This is a genomic window from Paenarthrobacter sp. 22069 (assembly GCF_052046035.1).
Lineage (GTDB): Bacteria > Actinomycetota > Actinomycetes > Actinomycetales > Micrococcaceae > Arthrobacter.
Genome location: NZ_JBQEQF010000001.1, coordinates 19,393 through 39,944 on the forward strand (window position 1 = coordinate 19,393; position 20,552 = coordinate 39,944).

At 66.7% G+C, this 20,552-nt stretch carries 18 protein-coding genes; 8 read left to right on the top strand and 10 right to left on the bottom strand.

The annotated features are described in order from the left end of the window. Nucleotides 1-9: 9 nt before the first annotated feature. Both ACTJK0_RS00065 and ACTJK0_RS00070 read right to left on the bottom strand, forming a co-directional pair. Nucleotides 10-303, bottom strand: coding sequence for an antibiotic biosynthesis monooxygenase (locus ACTJK0_RS00065; protein ID WP_110541255.1), 294 nt, complete (start codon nt 301-303; stop codon nt 10-12). A gap of 24 nt (nt 304-327) precedes the next feature. Continuing rightward, nucleotides 328-1,326: a LacI family DNA-binding transcriptional regulator gene (locus tag ACTJK0_RS00070; RefSeq protein ID WP_110541256.1), complete on the bottom strand. Its 999-nt coding sequence runs from the start codon at nt 1,324-1,326 to the stop codon at nt 328-330. Between the two features lie 163 nt (nt 1,327-1,489). Here ACTJK0_RS00070 and ACTJK0_RS00075 point away from each other — a divergent pair, with 163 nt between their 5' ends. From ACTJK0_RS00075 to ACTJK0_RS00090, 4 genes are all read left to right on the top strand, one after another. Then, complete coding sequence (locus ACTJK0_RS00075) at nt 1,490-2,608, top strand: substrate-binding domain-containing protein (RefSeq protein ID WP_110541257.1); 1,119 nt, start codon at nt 1,490-1,492, stop codon at nt 2,606-2,608. A gap of 24 nt (nt 2,609-2,632) precedes the next feature. Beyond that, nucleotides 2,633-3,682 (top strand): ABC transporter permease, encoded by a 1,050-nt coding sequence (locus ACTJK0_RS00080; RefSeq protein ID WP_440743817.1) that lies wholly within the window; start codon nt 2,633-2,635, stop codon nt 3,680-3,682. Then, the gene (locus ACTJK0_RS00085; RefSeq protein ID WP_110541259.1) at nt 3,679-4,473 is read left to right on the top strand and encodes an ATP-binding cassette domain-containing protein; all 795 of its coding nucleotides are present in this window, start codon (nt 3,679-3,681) and stop codon (nt 4,471-4,473) included. Before ACTJK0_RS00080 ends, ACTJK0_RS00085 begins: the two co-directional genes overlap by 4 nt. 98 nt (nt 4,474-4,571) lie before the next feature. Continuing rightward, nucleotides 4,572-5,507, top strand: coding sequence for a carbohydrate kinase family protein (locus ACTJK0_RS00090; RefSeq protein ID WP_440743818.1), 936 nt, complete (start codon nt 4,572-4,574; stop codon nt 5,505-5,507). Between the two features lie 63 nt (nt 5,508-5,570). Here ACTJK0_RS00090 and guaB read toward each other — a convergent pair whose 3' ends face one another. Together guaB and ACTJK0_RS00100 are read right to left on the bottom strand one after the other, a co-directional pair. Continuing rightward, entirely contained in the window at nt 5,571-7,082 is a 1,512-nt protein-coding gene (gene guaB / locus ACTJK0_RS00095; protein WP_440743819.1) for an IMP dehydrogenase, read from the bottom strand. Nucleotides 7,083-7,286: 204 nt separating this feature from the next. Continuing rightward, on the bottom strand, nt 7,287-9,365 hold the full coding sequence (locus ACTJK0_RS00100; RefSeq protein WP_440743820.1) for an acyltransferase family protein: 2,079 nt from the start codon (nt 9,363-9,365) through the stop codon (nt 7,287-7,289). A 117-nt stretch (nt 9,366-9,482) separates the two neighbouring features. Here ACTJK0_RS00100 and ACTJK0_RS00105 point away from each other — a divergent pair, with 117 nt between their 5' ends. Next, the gene (locus tag ACTJK0_RS00105) at nt 9,483-10,463 is read left to right on the top strand and encodes a DUF389 domain-containing protein (protein ID WP_440743821.1); all 981 of its coding nucleotides are present in this window, start codon (nt 9,483-9,485) and stop codon (nt 10,461-10,463) included. A 23-nt stretch (nt 10,464-10,486) separates the two neighbouring features. On the opposite strand, the gene ACTJK0_RS00110 is transcribed toward ACTJK0_RS00105, so the two are convergent. Beyond that, on the bottom strand, nt 10,487-12,010 hold the full coding sequence (locus ACTJK0_RS00110; RefSeq protein ID WP_440743822.1) for an ATP-dependent DNA ligase: 1,524 nt from the start codon (nt 12,008-12,010) through the stop codon (nt 10,487-10,489). Between the two features lie 57 nt (nt 12,011-12,067). Between ACTJK0_RS00110 and ACTJK0_RS00115 the strand changes: the two genes are divergently transcribed. After that, nucleotides 12,068-12,670, top strand: a complete 603-nt coding sequence (locus ACTJK0_RS00115) for a dihydrofolate reductase family protein (protein ID WP_440743823.1) — start codon at nt 12,068-12,070, stop codon at nt 12,668-12,670. 86 nt (nt 12,671-12,756) lie between these two features. On the opposite strand, the gene groL is transcribed toward ACTJK0_RS00115, so the two are convergent. The 3 genes from groL to ACTJK0_RS00130 all read right to left on the bottom strand — a co-directional run bounded on the left by groL (nt 12,757) and on the right by ACTJK0_RS00130 (nt 15,365). Further along, nucleotides 12,757-14,367 carry a chaperonin GroEL gene (gene groL / locus ACTJK0_RS00120; protein ID WP_440743824.1) on the bottom strand — a complete coding sequence of 537 codons (1,611 nt, stop codon included), beginning with the start codon at nt 14,365-14,367 and terminating at the stop codon, nt 12,757-12,759. Nucleotides 14,368-14,445: 78 nt separating this feature from the next. Continuing rightward, nucleotides 14,446-14,739, bottom strand: coding sequence for a co-chaperone GroES (groES, locus tag ACTJK0_RS00125; RefSeq protein ID WP_110541265.1), 294 nt, complete (start codon nt 14,737-14,739; stop codon nt 14,446-14,448). Nucleotides 14,740-14,990: 251 nt separating this feature from the next. Beyond that, entirely contained in the window at nt 14,991-15,365 is a 375-nt protein-coding gene (locus ACTJK0_RS00130) for a hypothetical protein (RefSeq protein ID WP_440743825.1), read from the bottom strand. 52 nt (nt 15,366-15,417) lie between these two features. Here ACTJK0_RS00130 and ACTJK0_RS00135 point away from each other — a divergent pair, with 52 nt between their 5' ends. Further along, nucleotides 15,418-16,662: a class I SAM-dependent methyltransferase gene (locus tag ACTJK0_RS00135; protein WP_440743826.1), complete on the top strand. Its 1,245-nt coding sequence runs from the start codon at nt 15,418-15,420 to the stop codon at nt 16,660-16,662. Between the two features lie 30 nt (nt 16,663-16,692). On the opposite strand, the gene ACTJK0_RS00140 is transcribed toward ACTJK0_RS00135, so the two are convergent. Both ACTJK0_RS00140 and ACTJK0_RS00145 read right to left on the bottom strand, forming a co-directional pair. Beyond that, the gene (locus tag ACTJK0_RS00140) at nt 16,693-17,511 is read right to left on the bottom strand and encodes a shikimate 5-dehydrogenase (RefSeq protein WP_440743827.1); all 819 of its coding nucleotides are present in this window, start codon (nt 17,509-17,511) and stop codon (nt 16,693-16,695) included. A 43-nt stretch (nt 17,512-17,554) separates the two neighbouring features. Next, the gene (locus ACTJK0_RS00145) at nt 17,555-19,003 is read right to left on the bottom strand and encodes a glycoside hydrolase family 3 protein (protein WP_440744009.1); all 1,449 of its coding nucleotides are present in this window, start codon (nt 19,001-19,003) and stop codon (nt 17,555-17,557) included. A gap of 374 nt (nt 19,004-19,377) precedes the next feature. On the opposite strand from ACTJK0_RS00145, the gene ACTJK0_RS00150 reads away from it, so the two are divergent. Next, nucleotides 19,378-20,529, top strand: coding sequence for a glutamate--cysteine ligase (locus ACTJK0_RS00150; RefSeq protein WP_110541271.1), 1,152 nt, complete (start codon nt 19,378-19,380; stop codon nt 20,527-20,529). Nucleotides 20,530-20,552 lie beyond the last annotated feature (23 nt).

Below are 20,552 nucleotides of genomic sequence, written 5' to 3' on the forward strand. Positions count from 1 at the left end.
CCAGTGGAACTATTCCACCGGCTGAAGCCAGGTGAGGATCGACCCGTCCTCTTCGATGTGCCCCGCCAGCTCGGCATTGAACGTGGCTCCGTACTCGGCGGTGATGTGCTCCCGGAAAGCGTCGTCGTCCCGGTACACCTCGAAGACGAAGTATTCACGCGGGTTCGATTCCCGGGTATAGGCCAGGAAATGTTCGTTGCCGGGTTCCCGGCGCACGTGCTCCGTCAGTTCCCGCATCATCTCCGCGACGCGTTCTTCGCTTCCGGGCTTGACGGTGAACTCTGCATACAGGGTTTTGGCCATGGTTTTCCTTCTTTCTCTGGTGGGTCAGTTCGACGGCGGGAGCTCGCCCGAGCCGCGCACGATTAGTTCCGAGGGGACAACGTAGGTCTGCGGAGCGCTGTCGTCGCCGTCCATGCGGGCGAGCAACCGCTCAGCGGCGAGTTTCCCGATCCGGTCAGGATGCTGCGCGATGACGGTGATGCCGGGTTCCATCATGTCGGCCAGCGTGAAGTCGTCGAAGCCCACCAACGCGACCCGGTGGTTCGCTGCCCTCTCACGCAGTGCCCTCATCACGCCGAACGTCACGAGGTTCTGGCTGGAGAAGATGGCCGTGGGCGGGTTGCCGGAGGCAAAGAGCTCGTGGGCCGCCTTCCGGGCCGACTCCTCATCATGGAGGCCCTCGCGGACATGGACAGTCGATGTGGCAACACCGGCCCGGGCGAGTTCCTCCATGAATCCCCGTCGCCGCTCCCTGGCGGTCTGGATGTCCGGGCGGTCGCCGAGATAGGCGACCCTGGTGTGTCCATGCTCCAGCAGGTGGGCTGCGGCACGGGCGGAACCGGCTGCGTTGTCCGTCACTACGGCATCGGCGTCGATGCCCACCGGCTCACGGTCGATGAAGACCACGGGCAGGTCGCGGGAGTGCTCCGGGATAACGTACGCCTGGCTCCTTGCAATTGGCGTGACCACCAGGCCATCGACCCGCCGTCCGAGGAAAGCGGCCACCAACGCCTTTTCCCTCTCCGGATCGTCATCGATACTGGCCGCGAAAACCGCGATACCCCTCGCCGTGAGGGCGTCCTCCAACGCGCGATGGATCTCACTGCTGAACGGGTTGGCTACGCTGGGAAGGAGCAGGCCGATGGACAGGGTCTTCCGGCCCGCGCGCCTCAAACTGCCTGCAGTGAGGTCCAGCTGATAGTTCAGCTGCCGGGAAGCTCCCAGGACCCGCTGGCGCGTTGCCTCGGAAACACCGGCCTCGTCATTCATCACCCGGGAAACGGTCTTGATGCCCACCCCCGCCAGGGCCGCCACGTGGCGCATGGTGGGGCGGTTCTTATTCAACTCCAACTGATAACGATCTGACATCGTTGTCACAACCTCGCTCTTCATAATCAATTCTTGCTTGACTCTACAGTGTGATGCTGATTACCTCTTCCTTGACATCGTTGTCAGGCACGGTAAGTGCCCTAATAGAGGAGATTCAATGTTGAGTTCCAAGACTTCACGAACCCCCGCCGCCCGCCTGCTCACAATGGGGGCCGTCCTGACTCTCGGCGCACTCAGCTTGTCGGCATGCGGCGGCAGTTCCTCCGCAGGCGGATCCACCGAGGGAAGTTCCTCGGACAAGATCGGCGTCTCGCTGATCGTCAAGACCACGTCCAACCCCTTCTTCGTCTCCATGCAGGACGGCGCCAAAAAGGCTGCGGCGGCCGACGGCGTGGACCTCAAGCTCGCTGCCGGCAAAGCCGACGGCGATGAGGATACCCAGATCCAGGCGATTGAAAACGCCATCTCCAAGGGTGACAAAGGCATCCTCATCACCCCCAACGGCCCCTCGGTCGTCGATGCCCTGAAGAAGGCTAAGGACGCCGGGTTGTTCGTCATCGCCCTGGACACTCCGCCGGACCCCGCCGACGCTGCGGACATCACCTTTGCCACCGACAACTTCGCCGCGGGTGAGTTGATCGGTAAATGGACTGGCGCCCAGCTTGGCGGGAAGAAGGCCACCATCGCGCTGATCGACCTCTTCGACGACAAGGTTGTCTCCGTTGACTACAACCGCGACCAGGGCTTCCTGAGCGGCCTGGGCATCGACACCGCTGACAAGAAGAAGAACGGCGACGAAGCCAAGACCGGCAAGTACACCGGCGGCAAGGGCGGCGAGTACGAAATCGTCGGGAACCAGGCGTCGCAGGGCGCCGAAGACGGCGGCCGCACGGCCATGGAAACGCTGCTCTCCAAGAATCCGAACATCAACGTCGTCTACACCATCAATGAACCCGCGGCCGCCGGTGCCTTCGAAGCATTGAAGGCGGCAGGCAAGGAAAAGGACGTCCTGGTGGTTTCGGTTGACGGCGGCTGCGCGGGCGTCAACAACGTCAAGTCCGGCGTCATCGGCGCCACCGCCCAGCAGTACCCGGTCAAGATGGCCGAACTCGGAGTTAAGTCGATCGTGGACCTGGCCAAGACCGGCAAGAAGCCGGAAAACTCCCCCGGCCTGGACTTCTACAACACCGGCGTCGAACTCGTGACTGACAAGCCGGCCGACGGCGTCAAGAGCATCACGACGACGGACGCCACCCAGATCTGCTGGGGCAAGTAGGTCAGGAGAGTGACAGGAGCATCGATGACCCAGCAACAGACGGCCGGACCGCCGGCCACAGGACCCGCCACTGACCTCGCCGAGGAATTCCTCGACCGCCAAACCCCGCTCAGCCGTATCCGCAACGTCCTGCACCGCTATCCCGCGCTCAGCCCGGCGATTGTGCTGCTGGTTGCGGTGGTGGTGTTCGGCCTCCTCAACGACCGCTTCCTGCGGTTCGAAAACCTTTCCCTGATCACCCAGCAGGTTTCCGTGGTCGGAACCCTGGCCATCGCCCAGACCCTCATCATCCTCACCGCAGGCATTGACCTCTCCGTGGGCGCGGTGATGATCCTGGCCTCCATGGTGGTGGCGCAACTGGCCGTGAACAACGGGATTCCGGCGCCGCTGGCACTCTTGGCCGGACTCGTCGTCGGGCTCGCCGCCGGGGCGCTCAACGGCTTCCTCGTGACACGGTTCAAACTCCCCCCGTTCATCGTGACGTTGGGAACCTTGAATATCTTCATCGCGCTGACGCTGCTGTACTCGGGCGGGTCCACGGTCCGCGGATCCAGCATGCCGGGCCTGCTCACCTGGATGGGCAGCACCTTCCCGCTGGGCCCGGTCCGCATCTCCACCGGCGTGGTGATGATGCTCCTGCTCTACGTGGCCATTGCCTTCATCCTGGGCAAGACCGCTTGGGGACGCCATGTCTACGCGGTGGGCGATGACAAGGAAGCGGCCCGGCTCGCCGGCATCCCCGTGAACCGCGTCCTGATGAGCGTGTACCTCGCAGCGGGCGCCGTCCTCGCAATCGGGGCCTGGATCCAGATCGGGCGCACCAACGCAGCAAGCCCCAACGGGGGCGTGGACCTGAACCTGGACTCCATTACCGCCGTCGTAATCGGCGGAACCAGCCTCTTCGGTGGCCGCGGTTCAGTCTGGGGCTCCCTCCTCGGCGCCCTGATCGTGGGCGTCTTCCGCAACGGGCTTTCCCTGGCCGGGCTGGACGTACTGTTCCAGACCCTCGCCGTCGGCGTCCTCATCATCGTCGCTGTGTCGATCGACCAGTGGATCCGAAAGGTGAAGTCATGACCTCCACCGGGTTTGAATCCCCCGCCACCGAAACACGACAGCCGATCCTCAAGGCACGCAACCTCGTCAAGACCTTCGGCAAGGTTGTTGGCCTGGACGGCGTCAGCCTGGACCTTTACCCGGGTGAAGTGCTGGCCATCATCGGCGATAACGGCGCCGGCAAGTCAACGCTCATCAAGTGCCTCACCGGGGCCGAAGTCCCGGATTCCGGCGAGCTTGAAGTCTCCGGGAAACAGGTGCACTTCAAGCGGCCGCAGGATGCCCGTGCCCATGGCATCGAGACGGTGTACCAGAACCTCGCCGTCTCGCCCGCGTTGGATGTCGCGTCCAACCTTTTCCTCGGCAGGGAGGAACGCCTGCCCGGACCGCTGGGAAAGGTGTTCCGTGTCCTGGACACCAAGGGGATGCGCCGCAAGGCAAAGGAGGAGCTCACCCGCCTCGGAATTTCGACGCTCCAGGATGTCACCGTCCCGGTCGAAAACCTTTCGGGAGGCCAGCGCCAGGCCGTGGCCGTGGCAAGGGCGGCAGCCTTCGGTTCCAAGGTGGTAGTGCTGGATGAACCGACAGCAGCGCTGGGCGTGCGGGAATCAAACCAGGTCCTCCAACTGGTCCGGGACCTCCGCGACCGCGGCCTTCCGGTCATCCTGATCAGCCACAACATGCCGCATGTGTTCGACGTCGCCGACCGGATCCACATCCAGCGCCTCGGCAAGTGCGCCGCCACCATCACCCCGAAGTCACACAGCATGACCGATGCGGTGGCCATCATGACCGGTGCAGCCACAGCCTGACCGCCGTTCAGCCAATACCCATTCCCCTTCCTGTTCGCGGACCTGCCTGCCTGCCCCGGGCAGCAGGTCCGCGTCCGTCTTCACGAAAGTTTGCCCACATGCCCCAGACCAATGACCCCGGCGCCCACGCCCCCACTCCCGACGTCATCGTGGTTGGCGAAGCACTCGTCGACGTCGTCAGCACTTCCGAAGGCACGGTGGAGCATCCCGGCGGTTCCCCGGCCAACGTGGCCTACGGCCTGGCACGGTTGGGCGTCCGGACCAGCCTCCTGACCTCAATCGGCGACGACGAATACGGCGCCCTGATCAAGCATCACCTTGGCAGCGCCGGGGTTTCACTGCTGCCAGGGTCAAAATCACCAGGCCGCACAGCTTCCGCCACTGCCACCTTGGGCGCTGATGGTTCCGCCAGCTACGAGTTCGACATTTCGTGGGACCTGCCGCCGGTACACCCCGCCGATTTCCCCAAGGTGCTCCACACCGGCTCGATCGCCAGCTTCCTCACGCCCGGAGCCGGTGCCGTCAAAAACCTGCTCGAACGGGCGCACCGGGAATGCCTGGTTTCCTACGATCCCAATATCCGCCCCGCACTCTTGGGCAGCCACGCCGAGGCCCTTGCCGTCTTCGAAGACCTGGCCCCCCTGACGGACGTGGTGAAGCTCAGCGACGAGGATGCCCAGTGGCTCTACCCCGGGCTGGCCTTCGGGGACGCGGCCTCCCGGATCCTGGAACTGGGTGCGGGCCTGGCCGTGATCACCATGGGTTCGGCGGGCTCGCTGCTGGCAACACCGGCCGCCCGGGTGCAGATTCCGTCCGTCAAAACCACCGTGGCGGACACCATCGGGGCGGGCGATTCCTACATGGCAGCGCTGATCTACGGCCTGCTCTGCCGGAGCACCGATGGCTTGGCGCCGTCCGTCCTGGAAACCTTGGGCAGGACGGCGTCGAAGGCTGCCGCGATTACGGTCGGCCGGCCGGGCGCGAATCCTCCCACTCTCGAGGAGCTTGCGTCGGAACTGGAACCGGCAGTCTAGGAATTAAATGCGGAAGGAGGTGGGAAACTCCCCACCTCCTTCCGCTGTATCAAACCAGCAGGATCAGCGCGAGCCGTAGTTCGGCGCCTCGACGGTCATCTGGATATCATGCGGGTGCGATTCCTTGAGCCCGGCCGAGGTGATCCGGACAAACTTGCCGCGGGCCTTCAGTTCGGGAACGGTCGGCGCGCCGGTGTAGAACATGGTCTGGCGCAGGCCACCCACCAGCTGGTAGGCCACGGAGGACAGCGGGCCGCGGTAGGCCACCCGGCCTTCGATGCCTTCCGGGATCAGCTTGTCGTCGCCGGACACGTCGGCCTGGAAGTAGCGGTCCTTGGAGTAGGACGTGTTCTTGCCGCGCGACTGCATGGCGCCCAGCGAGCCCATGCCGCGGTAGGACTTGAACTGCTTGCCGTTGACAAAGATGAGTTCGCCCGGGGACTCGTCGCAGCCGGCGAGCAGGGAGCCGAGCATGACGGTGTCGGCGCCGGCCACAAGTGCCTTTCCGATGTCGCCCGAGTACTGCAGGCCGCCGTCGGCGATGAGCGGCACGCCGGCGGGAATGGCAGCCTTGGCGGACTCGTAGATGGCGGTGATCTGCGGAACACCAACACCGGCAACAACGCGGGTGGTGCAGATCGAGCCGGGGCCCACGCCCACCTTGATACCGTCGGCGCCGGCGTCGATCAGTGCCTGGGCGCCCTCACGGGTAGCAGCCTGGCCGCCGATGATGTCAACGTGTGCGGCCACCGGATCGGACTTCAGCCGGCGGATCATGTCCAGCACACCCTGGGAGTGGCCGTTGGCGGTGTCCACGAACAGGGCGTCGACGCCGGCGTCCACCAGGGCCATGGCGCGTTCCCAGCCGTCACCGAAGAACCCGATGGCGGCACCCACGCGGAGGCGGCCTTCGTCGTCCTTGGTGGCCAGCGGGTACTGCTCCGCCTTGGTGAAGTCCTTGGTGGTGATCAGGCCCTTGAGCCGGCCCTGCTCGTCCACGAGCGGAAGTTTTTCGATCTTGTTGGTGGCCAGCTTGTGCGAGGCTTCCTCGCGGCTGATGCCCACGTGCCCGGTGACCAGGGGCATCTTGGTCATGACGTCGCTGACCAGCCGCAGCGGGAAGTCCGACTCCGGCACGAAACGGGTGTCGCGGTTGGTGACGATGCCCAGAAGGCGGTTGTCCTCATCCACCACGGGGAGGCCGGACACGCGGTAGTGCGCGCAGAGGTCATCCAGTTCCCGCAGCGTGGCTTCGGGGCGGATGGTCAGCGGGTTGGTGATCATCCCGGACTCACTGCGCTTGACCCGGTCCACCTGGTCAGCCTGGTCGGCGATGGAGAGGTTGCGGTGCACCACGCCCAGGCCGCCCTGGCGGGCCATGGCAATGGCCATGCGGGACTCAGTAACCGTGTCCATCGCGGCGGAGAGCAGCGGGGTCTGCACCGTGATCCGCTTGGAGATCCGCGAGGACGTGTCCGCCTCGGACGGGATGACGTCAGTATGGCCCGGCAGGAGCAGGACGTCGTCGTAGGTCAGGCCGATAAAGCCAAAGGGGTTGTGTTCGGGCTCGGTCATGAGTGCGCCTCTTACCTTGGTTGCTGGGTCACGGGTAGGGGTTGCAGCCGATGACCAGCCCGTTATTACGGAACTGGCCTGTGCAGATGATCCTGCGGGAACACCGTGCAGCAGCACGGCGCTCCGGGGGCAGAAAGTATTGAGTAAATATTAGAACCTCCGCGCCGATCCCCCTATTCCGCGGCGCCAATGTGAGCAACCGCACTAGCTCCAGCCAGTTGCCGCCAGCAGCCGCTGTTCGAACATGGGGATCATCGTCTCCACGTACGTCCTGCTGAGGTGGTTGTCGTCCTTGTAGACATACACATTGCCCACCACTGCCGGGCAGACGCCGCGGGCGCAAATGAAGTCGCTCATATCCATCAGGTGCAGGCCCGGCAATTTGCCCCGATAGTTCTCCAGCGGTGACGGTTCCACCAGGGACTCAGCCAGCGGCGGATTGCACGCCGGCGCCTGCGGACCGTTCCGCTGGGCGCACTGCGGCATGTTGAAGGTGAACCGGGGGTTGTCGCGGATGCCCACGATCTCGATGCCGGCGTCCGCAAACGGCTTGACGCCGGCCAGGTATCCCGGCACCTCTGTTTCGAAGGGCGCTTCCTCGTGGGTCAGCGAGGCCACGGTGAACACGGCATCCGGCCGGTGTTCCAGGACGTAAGCGGAACTGGCCCGGTTATAGGCGTTGCATTCCGCGTTCCTGGTTTCCGATTCGGCGCCGAAGCGGCACGCAGGCATGAGCAGCGTGACCAGTTCCCAACCACGGGCGGCCGCAACAGGCGCCAGGGCCGCCAGGTACTGCTGGGCGTGGGAGTCCCCCAGGACCACGATGCGGCGGGTGGCCGGTTCCTCCGGAAGCGCCTGCCGGCAGCCTTCAAGGATTGGCTCGCTGGCGGCATTGGCGCCGGTACAGGGAGTGGTGATACCGGCCCAGTCGTTGTCCAGGGCAGTGGGCCCGGGGATGGTGCGGGCCGCGGGTGCGGGATTGTCCCCGTTCTCCGGCCTGAGCGCCAGCGCTCCCGGCGTGAGCTCACGGGGCTGTGCCGCCGTCGCGCTCTCCTCCGCGGTGAGCGATGTCTGCCAGACAGCGACGGGTCCTGCCAGGACGGCCCCGCAGGCAACAATGACGACGGCGGAACGCCAGGCGCGGAGCTTGGGCCAATGCCACTCGCGCAGCGGCTTTTCGACAAAGCGCGTGGTCAGGATGGCCAACACGATGGAAGCAGCAACGATGCCGAGCCCCTGTTTAAGGTTGGGCGCTTCGACACCGGTGGCCGCGAGCGCCAGCACCAGGACAGGCCAGTGCCAGAGGTACAGGGCGTAGGAGTTGTCCCCCAGGGCAACGGCGGGCCGGCTGCTGAGGAGTCGGTCCACACCGAAGGGGCTGCCGCTCTGCCCCGCGACGATGACGGCGGCCGCGGAAAGCGTCGGCCAGAGGGCCACGTACCCGGGGAAGGAGCGGTCCACGGCGAGCAGAAGGCCGCAGGACACCATGCCCGCGAGCCCGGCCCAGCCCAGCATTACACGCAGCACGCGACCGGGTTTGGCGTAGGGCAGTCCCAGGGCCAGGAGGGACCCCAGGGCGAATTCCCAGAGCCGCGCGCGGGTGTCGAAGTAGGCGTACGCCTGGTTGGTGGCGGTCTGGTCGATGGAGTACGCCAGCGACACCGCAAACACTGCCCCGAACACCACCGCCAGCAGGCCCCGGTACGTCAGCCGGTCCAGGCCGGGAATCCGGCGAAGCCTGTCCAGCAGGGCAGCCGCGGCGGCGAAAATCACTGGCCACAGGATGAAGACCTGGCCTTGGATGGACAGGGACCAGAAGTGCTGCAGCGGGCTGGCTCCGGCATGGTCCTGCGCGTAATAGTCCACGGACAGGTCCGCCAGGAGCCAGTTCTGCTTGTAGAAAAGGGAGGCCCATGCCTCGTTGAGCACCTGCGGCCAGCGGCCCTGCGGAAGAATCAGCCACGTGCCGGCCAGCACCCCCAGGATCACCACGACGGCGGCAGGCAGCAGCCGCTTGAACAGGTGCAGCCAGTGCGCCAGGAGCCGGAAAGGCTGCCCCGACTCCGCTTTGCGGACGAACGACAACGTGAGCAGGAACGCCGAGACCAGCAGGAAGATGTCCACGCCCCCTGACACGCGGCCCAGCCAGACGTGGTAGGCAACAACCATCAGCACGGCAAGGGCGCGGAGCCCCTGGACTTCCGGACGGAAGGTGGCTTTCCGCTGACGGCTGGTGCCCCCGGGCCTGGGTTCGCGCGCCTTCGGGGTCTCCGTAATCGACACAACAACCTCTCACGACGCCCGCCAGCCAAAGCCCCAAGCCTAGCCAACGCGTCATGCAACAGCCAATCAAGCCGTCGGTTCGGACTATGCTGGGCCCAACCATGGAAGGGAGTGGGCGTGGTTGTCCAGCTGCGGATTTGTGTGCCCGGTGAACTGTCCGCCGTGACCTTGAAGACCTGCCGCGAACAGCGGGGAACGGCAGAAATCGCCGTGGTCCCGCGCGCCTCCGTGGTGCCCGAGGGCGACGTCCTTGAAGTCCTGATCGCCCGGGAGTCCGTTGAGGAACTGCTCGAAAAGCTGGAGATCCTCAAGATCCGGGACGTGGGCTCCATTTCGATGGCCGCACCGGAATTCGTCCTGTCCCGGAACGCGGACCAGGCGGAGCGAGACGCCCCGGGTGAGGGCGCGGACGCCGTGATCTGGGAGGATGTTACCCGGCAAACGGGCGAGGACTCCCGGCTGACCTGGAACTTCCTTGCCTTCCTGGTGCTGGCAACCCAGCTCGCCGGGATCGGCATCGTGACCGACTCCCCCATTGCGATTGTGGGCGCCATGGCAGTGGGTCCTGAGTTCGGACCACTGGCCGCGCTCGCTGTCTCGATCGCCACCCGGAAGTGGAGGCTTGGCCGCCGCGCTGCAGTCGCCCTCGCTGTGGGCTTCCCGGTGGCGATGCTGCTGGCGGCGTTGACGGCGTGGCTGTCGATCCCGCTGGGCCTCTTCCCCCGCGACGCCCTGGACAAGGGTTCCGCGGTCGAGTTCATCTACCATCCGGGCCCGTATTCATTTATCGTTGCCATCCTGGCCGGGATCGCCGGGATGCTGTCCATCATCGGCCGGCGCTCCGCAGCACTCATCGGTGTCTTCATCTCCGTGACCACCGTGCCGGCTGCCGGATACGTGGCGGTGGCTTTGGTGCTGGGTGAATACCAAAAGGCCGCTGGATCTGCGCTCCAGCTGCTGCTCAACCTTGTCGGCATCGTGGTGGCCGCTGTCGCCGTCCTGCTCTTCTACCGCATGGTCGCCAGGCGCCTGCCGGATGGTGAAGCCCGGATCCTCAGGCGCCAGCGCAGCGGAAGCCGCAGCGGAAGCCGCAACTGAGGGGGCGCAGCGGATCCTTGCCGCTATGGGCGCAGCAGGGAGCGGAGGGTCTGGATGGTGTCCGCTTCGGCGGCGGCCTTGTCTTCCCGGTAACGCTTGACGCGGGCAAACCTGAGGGCGATGCCGCCCGGGTAGCGCGGCGACTGCTGCACGCCGTCGATCGCGATTTCGACGACCGTAACCGGCTCAACCCAGACCGTACCGGCCGTGCGCCGCACCTCGAGTTCCTGGAATTTCCCGGTTTGCCAGCGGAGGAGCTCGTCCGTGAGCCCCTTGAAGGTCTTGCCCACCATCACATAGGCTCCCGGTTCGCCGAACTCGCCAGCCGGGTCCAGGGCGCCCAGGTGCAGGTTGGAAAGCAGGCCGGTCCGCCGCCCCGATCCCCACTCGCAGGCGAGCACCACGAGGTCATACGTGTGCACGGGCTTCACCTTGACCCAGTTGGAACCGCGCCGTCCTGCTGCATAGGCCGACCCGATGGCCTTTACCACCACTCCCTCATGCCCGGCGGCCAGCGCATCCTGCGACACCCGTTCCGCGACAGCAGGGTCCGCGGTCACCTGCCCCGGGATCCGGTGCGCCGGCGCCACCTGCTGCAGGACTGCAAGACGCGTGGACAACGGTTCATCGAGCAGATCCCGCCCGTCAATGTGCAGCACGTCGAAGAACCACGGATGGAGCAGCGTTTCCCGCACAGCGTCAGCACCGAACCGGGACATGGTCTCCTGGAACGGCCTCGGGCCGCCTTCCTCGTCAAGGGCCAGGGTCTCGCCGTCCAGGATCACGTCCCGCAGCGGCAGCGCCCGCACCACCTCCACCACCTCCGGGAGCCGGTGGGTGACGTCGGCAAGGTTGCGGGTGTAGATGCTGACGTCGTCACCCGCGCGGTGCACCTGGATGCGGGCGCCGTCCAGTTTGTACTCCACCGACGCTTCCCCCGTGGCTTCCAGGGCTGCGCCAACACTGCCCGCCGTCGCAGCAAGCATGGGCTGCACGGGCCTGCCCACCCTCAAGCCGACGGCGTCAAGCTCCGCTTCAGTGCCCGTCAAGGCCAGCAGGGCGGTCTCGCCGAGGTCGCCGGAGAGCATCGCTGCACGCCGAACGGCTTCAAGCGGCTTCTCCGCGGCGCGCGCGACGGCATCCGTCAGGACTCCCTCGAGGGCGCCGGTGCGCAGTTCGCCGAGCAGGACGCCCGCGATGAATGACTGTTCGGAGGTGGTGGCGGCTGCCATCAGGTTGGCGAGGGTGGCTGCGCGCTCCGCCCCGGACCCGGTACCTGCGGTGGCCAGCAGCCGGTCCAGGGCGGCGTCAAAATCCGCCACGGTGAGCCGCGCCTCTCGTGCCGGTTCCTGTTTTGCAGCCGCAATGGCTGCCCATCCCACGCCCACCCGCCCCTGGCGGGGCCTGGCACTGAGCAGGCCAACCGCCGTCGGGATCTCCGCGGGTTCCAGCCGGCGCAGCAAGCGCGCCAGGGCGTCCACCTTTGCCAGCCGGGAGCGGGTCGAGGCGACGGCTTCCGAAGTTTCCACGAGCTCAAGGAGCAGCATGGCACCATCCTGCCACGGGCACTGGACAGCACCCCGGCGCGGGTCCAAGATGGGCGCGTGGGCATCATCATGGCGAATCTGTTCATCACCCTCGACGGCGTGTACCAGGCACCGGGCGGCCGTGAAGAAGACCCCGAAGGCGACTTCGCTTTCGGCGGCTGGCAGGCGCCGGTGTCCGACGACGAGGCCGGCGCCTCGATAGCGGACCAGATCAGCAGGATGGATGCGCTCCTCCTCGGCCGGAAGACCTACGACATCTTCGCGGCGTACTGGCCGCACCAGACAGGCGACATCGCGGATACGCTGAACCGGGTCCCCAAGTTCGTTGTGTCCGGTTCCCTGGCCGATCCGGTTTGGGCAGGCACAACGGTGCTGCCGGATGCTGCGGCGGCAGGCCGGATCCGGGACGAATACCAGCAGGTGCACATGTTCGGCAGCGGCGTCCTCATCCGCTCCCTGCTGGAAGCGGAAGTGCTGGACCGGCTGCACCTCTGGCTGTACCCCGTGGTACTGGGCCAGGGAAAGCGCCTGTTCGACGCCGGAACGTTGCCCTCCACCTTCACGCTGGCCGAGCCGGCCCGCAGCTTCCCCAAGGGTGCGGTGTCGCTGGTGTACGAGCGCGCGGGAGAAGTGGAGACGCAGGAGATGACAGCCACCTAGTCCCACCGTCCCAGACAACAACGCAAAAGGCTGGCCCGGCAGATGCCGGACCAGCCTTTTCAGCGGTAAGCCGCCAGGGCGCAGCGTTAGTGGCTGTGGCCTGCGTGCTCGTCCTCTTCGGCAGGCTTCTCCACGACCAGGGTCTCGGTGGTGAGAACCAGGGCGGCGATGGAGGCCGCGTTGCGGAGGGCTGCACGGGTGACCTTGACGGGGTCGATGACGCCCGCGCCGATCAGATCCTCGTACTCGCCGGACTTGGCGTTGAAGCCGTTGTTGATCTCCAGGTCGGCGACCTTGGAGGTGACCACGTAGCCGTCGAAGCCTGCGTTCTGGGCGATCCAGCGCAGCGGCTGGACCAGTGCGCGGCGGACGATGCCCACCGCAGCGGCGGCGTCGCCTTCGAGTGCCTTGACCGAGGCATCCTCATCCAGTGCCTTGAGGGCGTGGATCAGTGCGGAGCCGCCGCCGGCCACGATGCCTTCTTCGAGGGCAGCGCGGGTGGAGGAAACGGCGTCCTCGATACGGTGCTTCTTTTCCTTCAGCTCGACCTCGGTGGCTGCGCCGACCTTGATGACGCCGATGCCGCCGGCCAGCTTGGCCAGGCGTTCCTGGAGCTTTTCACGGTCCCAGTCGGAATCGGTGCGGACCAGCTCAGCACGCAGCTGGGCAACGCGTGCCGCTACGTCCTCGGCCGATCCGGCGCCGTCAACGATGGTGGTGTTGTCCTTGGTAACCGTGATCCGGCGGGCAGTACCCAGCACCTCCAGGCCCACAGAGTCCAGGCTCAGGCCCAGTTCCGGGGAGACAACCTGCGCACCGGTGAGGGTGGCGATGTCCTGCAGCATGGCCTTGCGGCGGTCACCGAAGCCCGGAGCCTTGACGGCAACGACGTTCAGGGTGCCCCGGATGCGGTTGACGATCAGCGTGGACAGGGCCTCGCCCTCGACGTCCTCGGCGATGATGAACAGCGGCTTGGAAGCCTGCAACGCCTTCTCGAGCAGCGGCAGGAATTCCTGGATCGAGGAGATCTTGCCCTGGTTGATCAGGATAAGGGCGTCCTCGAGGACTGCTTCCTGGCGCTCCGCGTCGGTGACGAAGTACGGGGAGAGGTAACCCTTGTCGAACTGCATGCCCTCGGTGAGGACCAGCTCGGTCTGGGTGGTGGAGGACTCTTCGATGGTGATGACGCCATCCTTGCCCACCTTGCCGAAGGCCTCGGCGAGAAGCTCGCCGATTTCGTCGCTCTGCGCCGAAATGGCAGCAACGTTGGCCACCTGGCCGCCTTCGACCGGGCGGGCGTTCTCCAGCAGGCGGGCTGCCACGGCCTCAACCGCGACCTCGATGCCACGCTTGATCTGGCCCGGAGCGGCGCCGGCTGCCACGTTGCGCAGGCCTTCCTTGACCAGTGCCTGGGCCAGGACCGTTGCGGTGGTGGTGCCGTCACCGGCAACATCGTTGGTCTTGGTGGCGACTTCCTTGGCCAGCTGCGCGCCAAGGTTCTCGTAGGGGTCGTCCAGCTCGACTTCGCGGGCGATGGTCACGCCGTCGTTCGTGATGGTGGGGGCGCCCCACTTCTTGTCCAGGACGACGTTGCGGCCGCGGGGGCCGAGCGTCACCTTGACGGTGTTCGCGAGCTTATCGATGCCGGCCTCAAGGGACCGGCGGGCAGCGTCGTTAAACGCAAGCTGCTTTGCCATGGTTTTGTCCTTTCAAAGACAGAACCCCGCACTGCCGGCCAGCATGAGCGTGGCCGGCGGCACGGGGATCCGAAAGAGTTACTTTACGACGACAGCCAGGACGTCGCGGGCGGACAGCACGAGGTACTCGGTGCCGCCGGTCTTGACTTCGGTTCCGCCGTACTTGGAGTAGATGACGACGTCGCCAACTGCTACGTCAACGGGAACGCGGCTGCCGTCCTCGAAGCGGCCGGGGCCTACTGCAACAACTTCGCCTTCCTGCGGCTTCTCCTGGGCGGAGTCCGGGATGACCAGGCCGGAAGCCGTGGTCTGCTCGGCTTCGAGCGGGCGAACAACAATACGATCCTCAAGAGGCTTAATAGAGACCGACACTCGGACCTCTCCTTTTCGTCAGCAAATTCGTGGACTGGAAAGCTTTCCGCCGTAGCTGGCAAACCGTCGTCGCGGTGCCGGCAGCAGCCTGGCTGGCAGCTCTTCATGTGTTAGCACCCTCCTAGGGAGAGTGCTAATGAAGACTCTATGTAAGGGTTAGCACTCGGTCAAGGTGAGTGCCAACGTTTCGTCCTGGCCGTACGGCTTTTCGCGGTTTGCGACGACGTCCTTCCGGCGCCCGGGCGGCCCCGCTACTGGCCCAGGTCCTCGAAGTGCACGTCCTCGCCGTCGGTGTCGCCGCCCGGTTTCCGTCCGCGGTACAGCATCCAGCCGGCTGCCGCCGCGGCGAGCAGCGCCGCCACCAGGAAGAAGATGCTCCCGGCCCGTGCGCCGTCGTACAGTCCGCGGATGTCCCGCGACTCCTGGGTGTTGTCGTGGATGTCGTTGCCGCCCACGGAGTAGACCGTGGCGTTGAACGTGTCCAGCAGGAAGATGATCACCAGGAGGGCGATGCAGACCACGGCCACCACGGAGGCGGCAATCAGGACAGGACGGGCAAACCTGGCAATGCCGCGGGCCCCTGGCTCGTGGCTGCCGGTGGCCCCGGGGGCTGCGCTCTCATCCATGCTTCAACACTATCCGCATCCCGGCATGCGCTCCTCCACTAGGCTGGAACCCATGGCTCATGCTCCCCAGGACCACATTGCACCGCTGTTGACCCCTGAAGGGTGGGAGTTGCTGGCATCCCTGGGCCCCTACCGGGATGAGGACTCATTCGAGCTCAACGCCGCGCTCCGGAAGGCCGGACATCCCGCGGAACTGGTCTCCGCCGTCCTGACCCAGTCCCGGCTCCGGACCAAAGCGCAGGCAAAGTTCGGCGAATTCGCCCGCCAGATGCTCTTCACCCAGGCCGGCCTGGAGCAGGCCACCCGCCTGAACGTTGCCGCGCACCACGCGCAGCGGTTCGCGGCCGCCGGGATCGGCAAGGTGGCTGACCTGGGCTGCGGGCTCGGTGCCGACTCGCTGGCCCTGGCCTCGCTGGACATCGACGTGACCGCGGTGGAAATGGATGAGACCACTGCCGCGTGCGCCACGGTGAACCTCATCCCGTTCCCGAATGCCACGGTGGTCCACGCCGATGCGGTGTCTGTCCCGTTGGAGGAAGTCGACGGCGTCTGGCTGGATCCGGCCCGCCGGGTCACCTCCACGTCGGGCACCAAGCGGATCTGGGATCCTGAGGCGTTCTCCCCGCCGTTGTCGTTCGTGGAGTCGCTCGCGGCGGAAGGCAAGGCGGTGGGGGTCAAGATGGGCCCGGGCATGCCGCACGACTCGGTGCCCGCCGGCTGCGAAGCGCAGTGGGTGTCCGTGGCGGGGGACGTCACCGAAGTGACGCTGTGGTTCAACGCGGTGCGCCGGCCCGGCGTCCGCCGCGCAGCGCTGGTGCTGGGTCCGCAGGGCCCCGCCGAACTGGGCAGCGCAAACGACTTCGGCGCGGGCCCCTCCGCCCCGGTGGGACCCGTGGAAGGTTACCTCTACGAGCCCGACGGGGCCGTGATCCGCGCCGGCCTGGTGGCGGACGTTGCCCTGCAGTTGGGCGGCCACCTGGTGGATGAGCACATCGCCTACATCTGCGCCCCGGACCTCGTCCAGACCCCGTTCGCCAGGTCGTACAAGGTCCTGCAGGTGATGCCCTACAACGTGAAGGCACTCAAGGCCTGGGTGAAGCAGGAGGGCATCACCGTGCTGGACATCAAGAAGCGCGGCACCGCCGTCACCCCGGAGGAGCTGCGGAAGCAACTGCTGCCCGGCGGTAGGAATGCCGCCAAGAAGGGCGCCGGAAAGACAGCCACCCTGGTCCTGACCCGCATCGGGGAGGACCGGGTGGCCATCGTCGTGGAACCTGTCACGGCCGGGACGGCGTAAGCCCGGTCTGCCGGCACCTGGACCCGGCCGCTACTGGGCGCGCATGAACTCCTCGGCCGCCCGCACCTGCTCGGGCGTCGGCCGCACTCCGGTGTACAGGACGAACTGCTCCAAGGCCTGGATGGTGGCCACCTCGGCGCCGGTGATAACGGGCTTGCCCGCGGCGCGGGCGGCACGGATCAGGGGGGTCTCGGCCGGCAGCGCGACGACGTCGAAGACCAGTCGGGCTGCGTCGATTGCCTCTGCCGGGAAGGACAGAGTTTCCGCTTCGGCGCCGCCGGCCATGCCAATGGGGGTGACGTTGATGATCAAGTCCGCCGTCCCGCCGTCGAGCGCTGAACGCCACCGGAAGCCGTACTGGTCCGCGAGGGCGCGCCCCGCGGCCTCGTTCCGGGCGATCACCGTGACGTCCGTGAAGCCGGCATCCCGAAGGGCGGCAACCGTGGCTTTGGCCATGCCGCCGGCGCCCTGCACCAGCACCGAATAGTCGGTGGGGACTGAATTGGTGGCGAGGAGCTGCTCGATGGCTGTGTAGTCGGTGTTGTACGCCTTGAGGTGGCCGTCGGTGTTCACGATGGTGTTCACCGAATCGATGGCCTTGGCGGACGGGTCCATCTCGTCCACCAGCGCGATGACATCCTCCTTGTACGGCATGGAGATGGCGCAGCCGCGGATGCCCAGGCCCCGGACGCCGGCGATGGCCTGTTCGAGGTTGGTGGGTGCGAACGCCTTGTAGATCCAGTTCAGGTCCAGCTGCCCGTAGAGGTGGTTGTGGAACCTGGTCCCGTTGTTGCTGGGCCGGGCCGAGAGCGAGATGCAGAGGGTCATGTCTTTATTCAGAATGGGCACCAGACCATTAAACGCGTTCCCACGGGTGCGCGGACCAAAGCGGTTACGGGCAGCCGGTTCCTGCGGGAAAGGGCCCGACGGCGGCGGGCAGCGTCCCGGGGGCGGGCGCCTTCCCTGCGAGCACGGCGGCGAGCGCGTCAAAGGCGGTGTCCGTGCGCCCATACAGCGCCAGCTTGACCGGTGCGCTGGAGCCCTGGAGCGGCCAGGGCGCATCCAGGGCGACGGCGATGTCCCCGCCGGCCGGTTTCCCGGCGAACCCGATGAGATTCACCAGCGGACCTGATCCGACACCAAGTCCGGCACGGGCGGCGGCGGCTACGAAGCGCTCGCGGTCACCGGGATCTCCTCCGGCCACGCGCACCGAGCCCGGCACCATGGGCCCGCTGCAGGGGCCGGCCAGGACTGTGATGGCTGACGCCGAAACCTTGGCGGACAGGGCTGCGCCGCTGCCGGCCGGGGCACCCGCGCCTGCTGTTCCCGCCGGCGGCGTGGTGCGGGCACGCCAGATCATCATGGTGGCCACGCGCTGTGCTGCTTCATCCAGGCGGGAAGCGGGAAGGGTTCCCGCCGCCAGTGCCTGGAGGATGGCGGCGTGCGCCTGTTCGACGTCGGCGGGCATCAGCAGCAGGTCCGCGCCCGCGGCGAGGGCTTTCACGGCGGCGGTGCCCGCCGGGTACTGGTTGTCCACGGCACCCATGTTCAACGCGTCCGTCACGGCAACGCCTTTGAATCCCAGGCCGCGCAGGGCGGCATAACTTGGAGCCGAGAGCGACGCCGGGACGCCGGGTTCCAGCGCGGGCACGGCGATGTGCCCGGTCATGACGATGGGGAGCCCGGCATCCACCGCGGCCTGGAAGGGCTTCCAGTCCCGGCCCCGGAGCTGGTCGATGCCGGCGGGCTGGACGGGCAGGCTGAGGTGGGAGTCCGTGGTGACGGAGCCGTGGCCCGGAAAATGCTTCACGGTGGGAAGCACCCCCGAGTCCAGCATGCCCTGGGAGAAGGCCACCCCATGGGCGGCGGCCATGGCCGGATCCGCGGACATGGAGCGGGCACCGATGGTGGGGTCGCCGGGACCGATCGTGACGTCGGTATCAGGGGCGAAGTCGAGGTCGAATCCCAGGGGCACCAGCTCGGCAGCAAGGCCCTTGCCCGCCTCGCGGGTGAGCGCCGGGTTGTTGGCGGCACCGTAGCTCATCGGGGTGGGCCATTCCGTCAGCGGGGCGCCGAGGCGTGCCACGGCGCCGCCTTCCTGGTCCACGCCGATGATTCCCGGCCATCCCCGGCCGTCGGCGGACGTGGCCTGCTGCAGCCGCTGGTTCACCATGGCCATGGCCGCCACATCCACCTCGCCCTGCGGGCCGCGTGGAACGTTGTCGCCCATGATGATGCTGCCGGCCAGGTGCAGCCGCTGGATGAGGGCGGCATGGGCCTCCACCTGGGTGCCCTTGTAGAACGGGAGCAGGACCTGCCCGGCCTTCTCCTCCGGGGTCATGGCCTTGACCGCGGCGGCAGCGGCGTCCTGGTCCCGCTGCTCGGGTCCCCATCCAAGGGGCCGGGAACCCGCGTCAGGTGCGGGGGACGCCGTGGGAGGTGCCGCCGTCGTACTTTCCGGTGCGGAAGGAGAGGCAGTGCCCGCCGCTGTGGAGGGCGACGGCGGTGCGGACGTTGGGGAGGCCGTGCAGGACGCCAAAGCAATGGCCGACAGGGCCAGGAGGAAGGGGAAGGATTTGGCAGGTCTGTGACGCAGCAGGAACGGGGCCATCAATACGATGCTACCCCTGCACTAGACTTGAACCACCCGTTCGCCTGCCGGCAGCAGCCTGTGAGCGGCATGAGCCAGCGGCAAACCGGACAGTAAGGAAGCGTGTGAAGATCGACTTCGCGCCATCGAGGCAGTCAACCCTCGGTGTTGAGTGGGAGCTGGCACTGGTGGACGGAAAGACGGGCGAGCTTGCCTCCGTCGCCAACCAGGTGCTCCGCGGCGTGGCCTCCCGCCACCCGGAACTCAATGAGGACGACGAACACCCGCACATCAAGCAGGAACTGCTGCTGAACACGGTGGAGCTGGTCACCGGCATCTGCGAAACAGCCGCCGAAGCCAAAGAAGACCTCAGCCGTTCCGTCGCCGCGGTCCGCGAGATCACCGATCCCATGGGCGTGGAACTGTTCTGCGCCGGCAGCCACCCGTTCAGCCCGCCGCAGCTCCAGCCGGTGACGGACAAGGCCCGCTACGCCAAGCTCATCGACCGGACCCAGTGGTGGGGCCGGCAAATGGTGATCTACGGCGTCCACGTGCATGTGGGGCTGGACCGCCGCGACAAGGCCCTCCCGGTCCTGGACGGCCTGGTCAACTACTTCCCGCACTTCCAGGCGCTCTCCGCGTCCAGCCCGTTCTGGGGCGGCGAGGACACCGGCTACGCCTCCCAGCGGGCGCTGATGTTCCAGCAGCTTCCCACCGCGGGCCTGCCCTTCCAGTTCACGTCCTGGGAGGAATACGAGTCCTATGTGCAGGACATGACCACCACCGGGGTCATCGACACCATTTCGGAGATCCGGTGGGACATCCGGCCCGTGCCCGCCCTGGGCACCATCGAGATGAGGATCTGCGACGGACTGGCCACGCTGGAGGAAGTGGGGGCGATCGCTGCCCTCACCCAGTGCCTGGTGGATGAGTTCTCCACCACCCTGGACGATGGCGGCACCATCCCCACCATGCCGCCGTGGCACGTGCAGGAGAACAAGTGGCGCGCCGCACGCTACGGCATGGACGCCATCATCATCCTGGACGCTGCAGGCCGGGAGCAGCTGGTCACGGAGCACCTGCTGGAGACGCTGAACCGGCTCGAGCCGGTGGCGGCCAAGCTGCGTTGCTCCGACGAACTTGCCGACGTTGAGAAGATCATCCGCCGCGGCGCCGGATACCAGCGCCAGCGCCGGGTTGCCGCGGAGAACGGCGGGAACCTCCAGGCGGTCGTGCTGGACCTGGTCAAGCAGATGCGCAACGGCCCCACCGCCTGAACCCCTTACTTGCTCTATCAGAT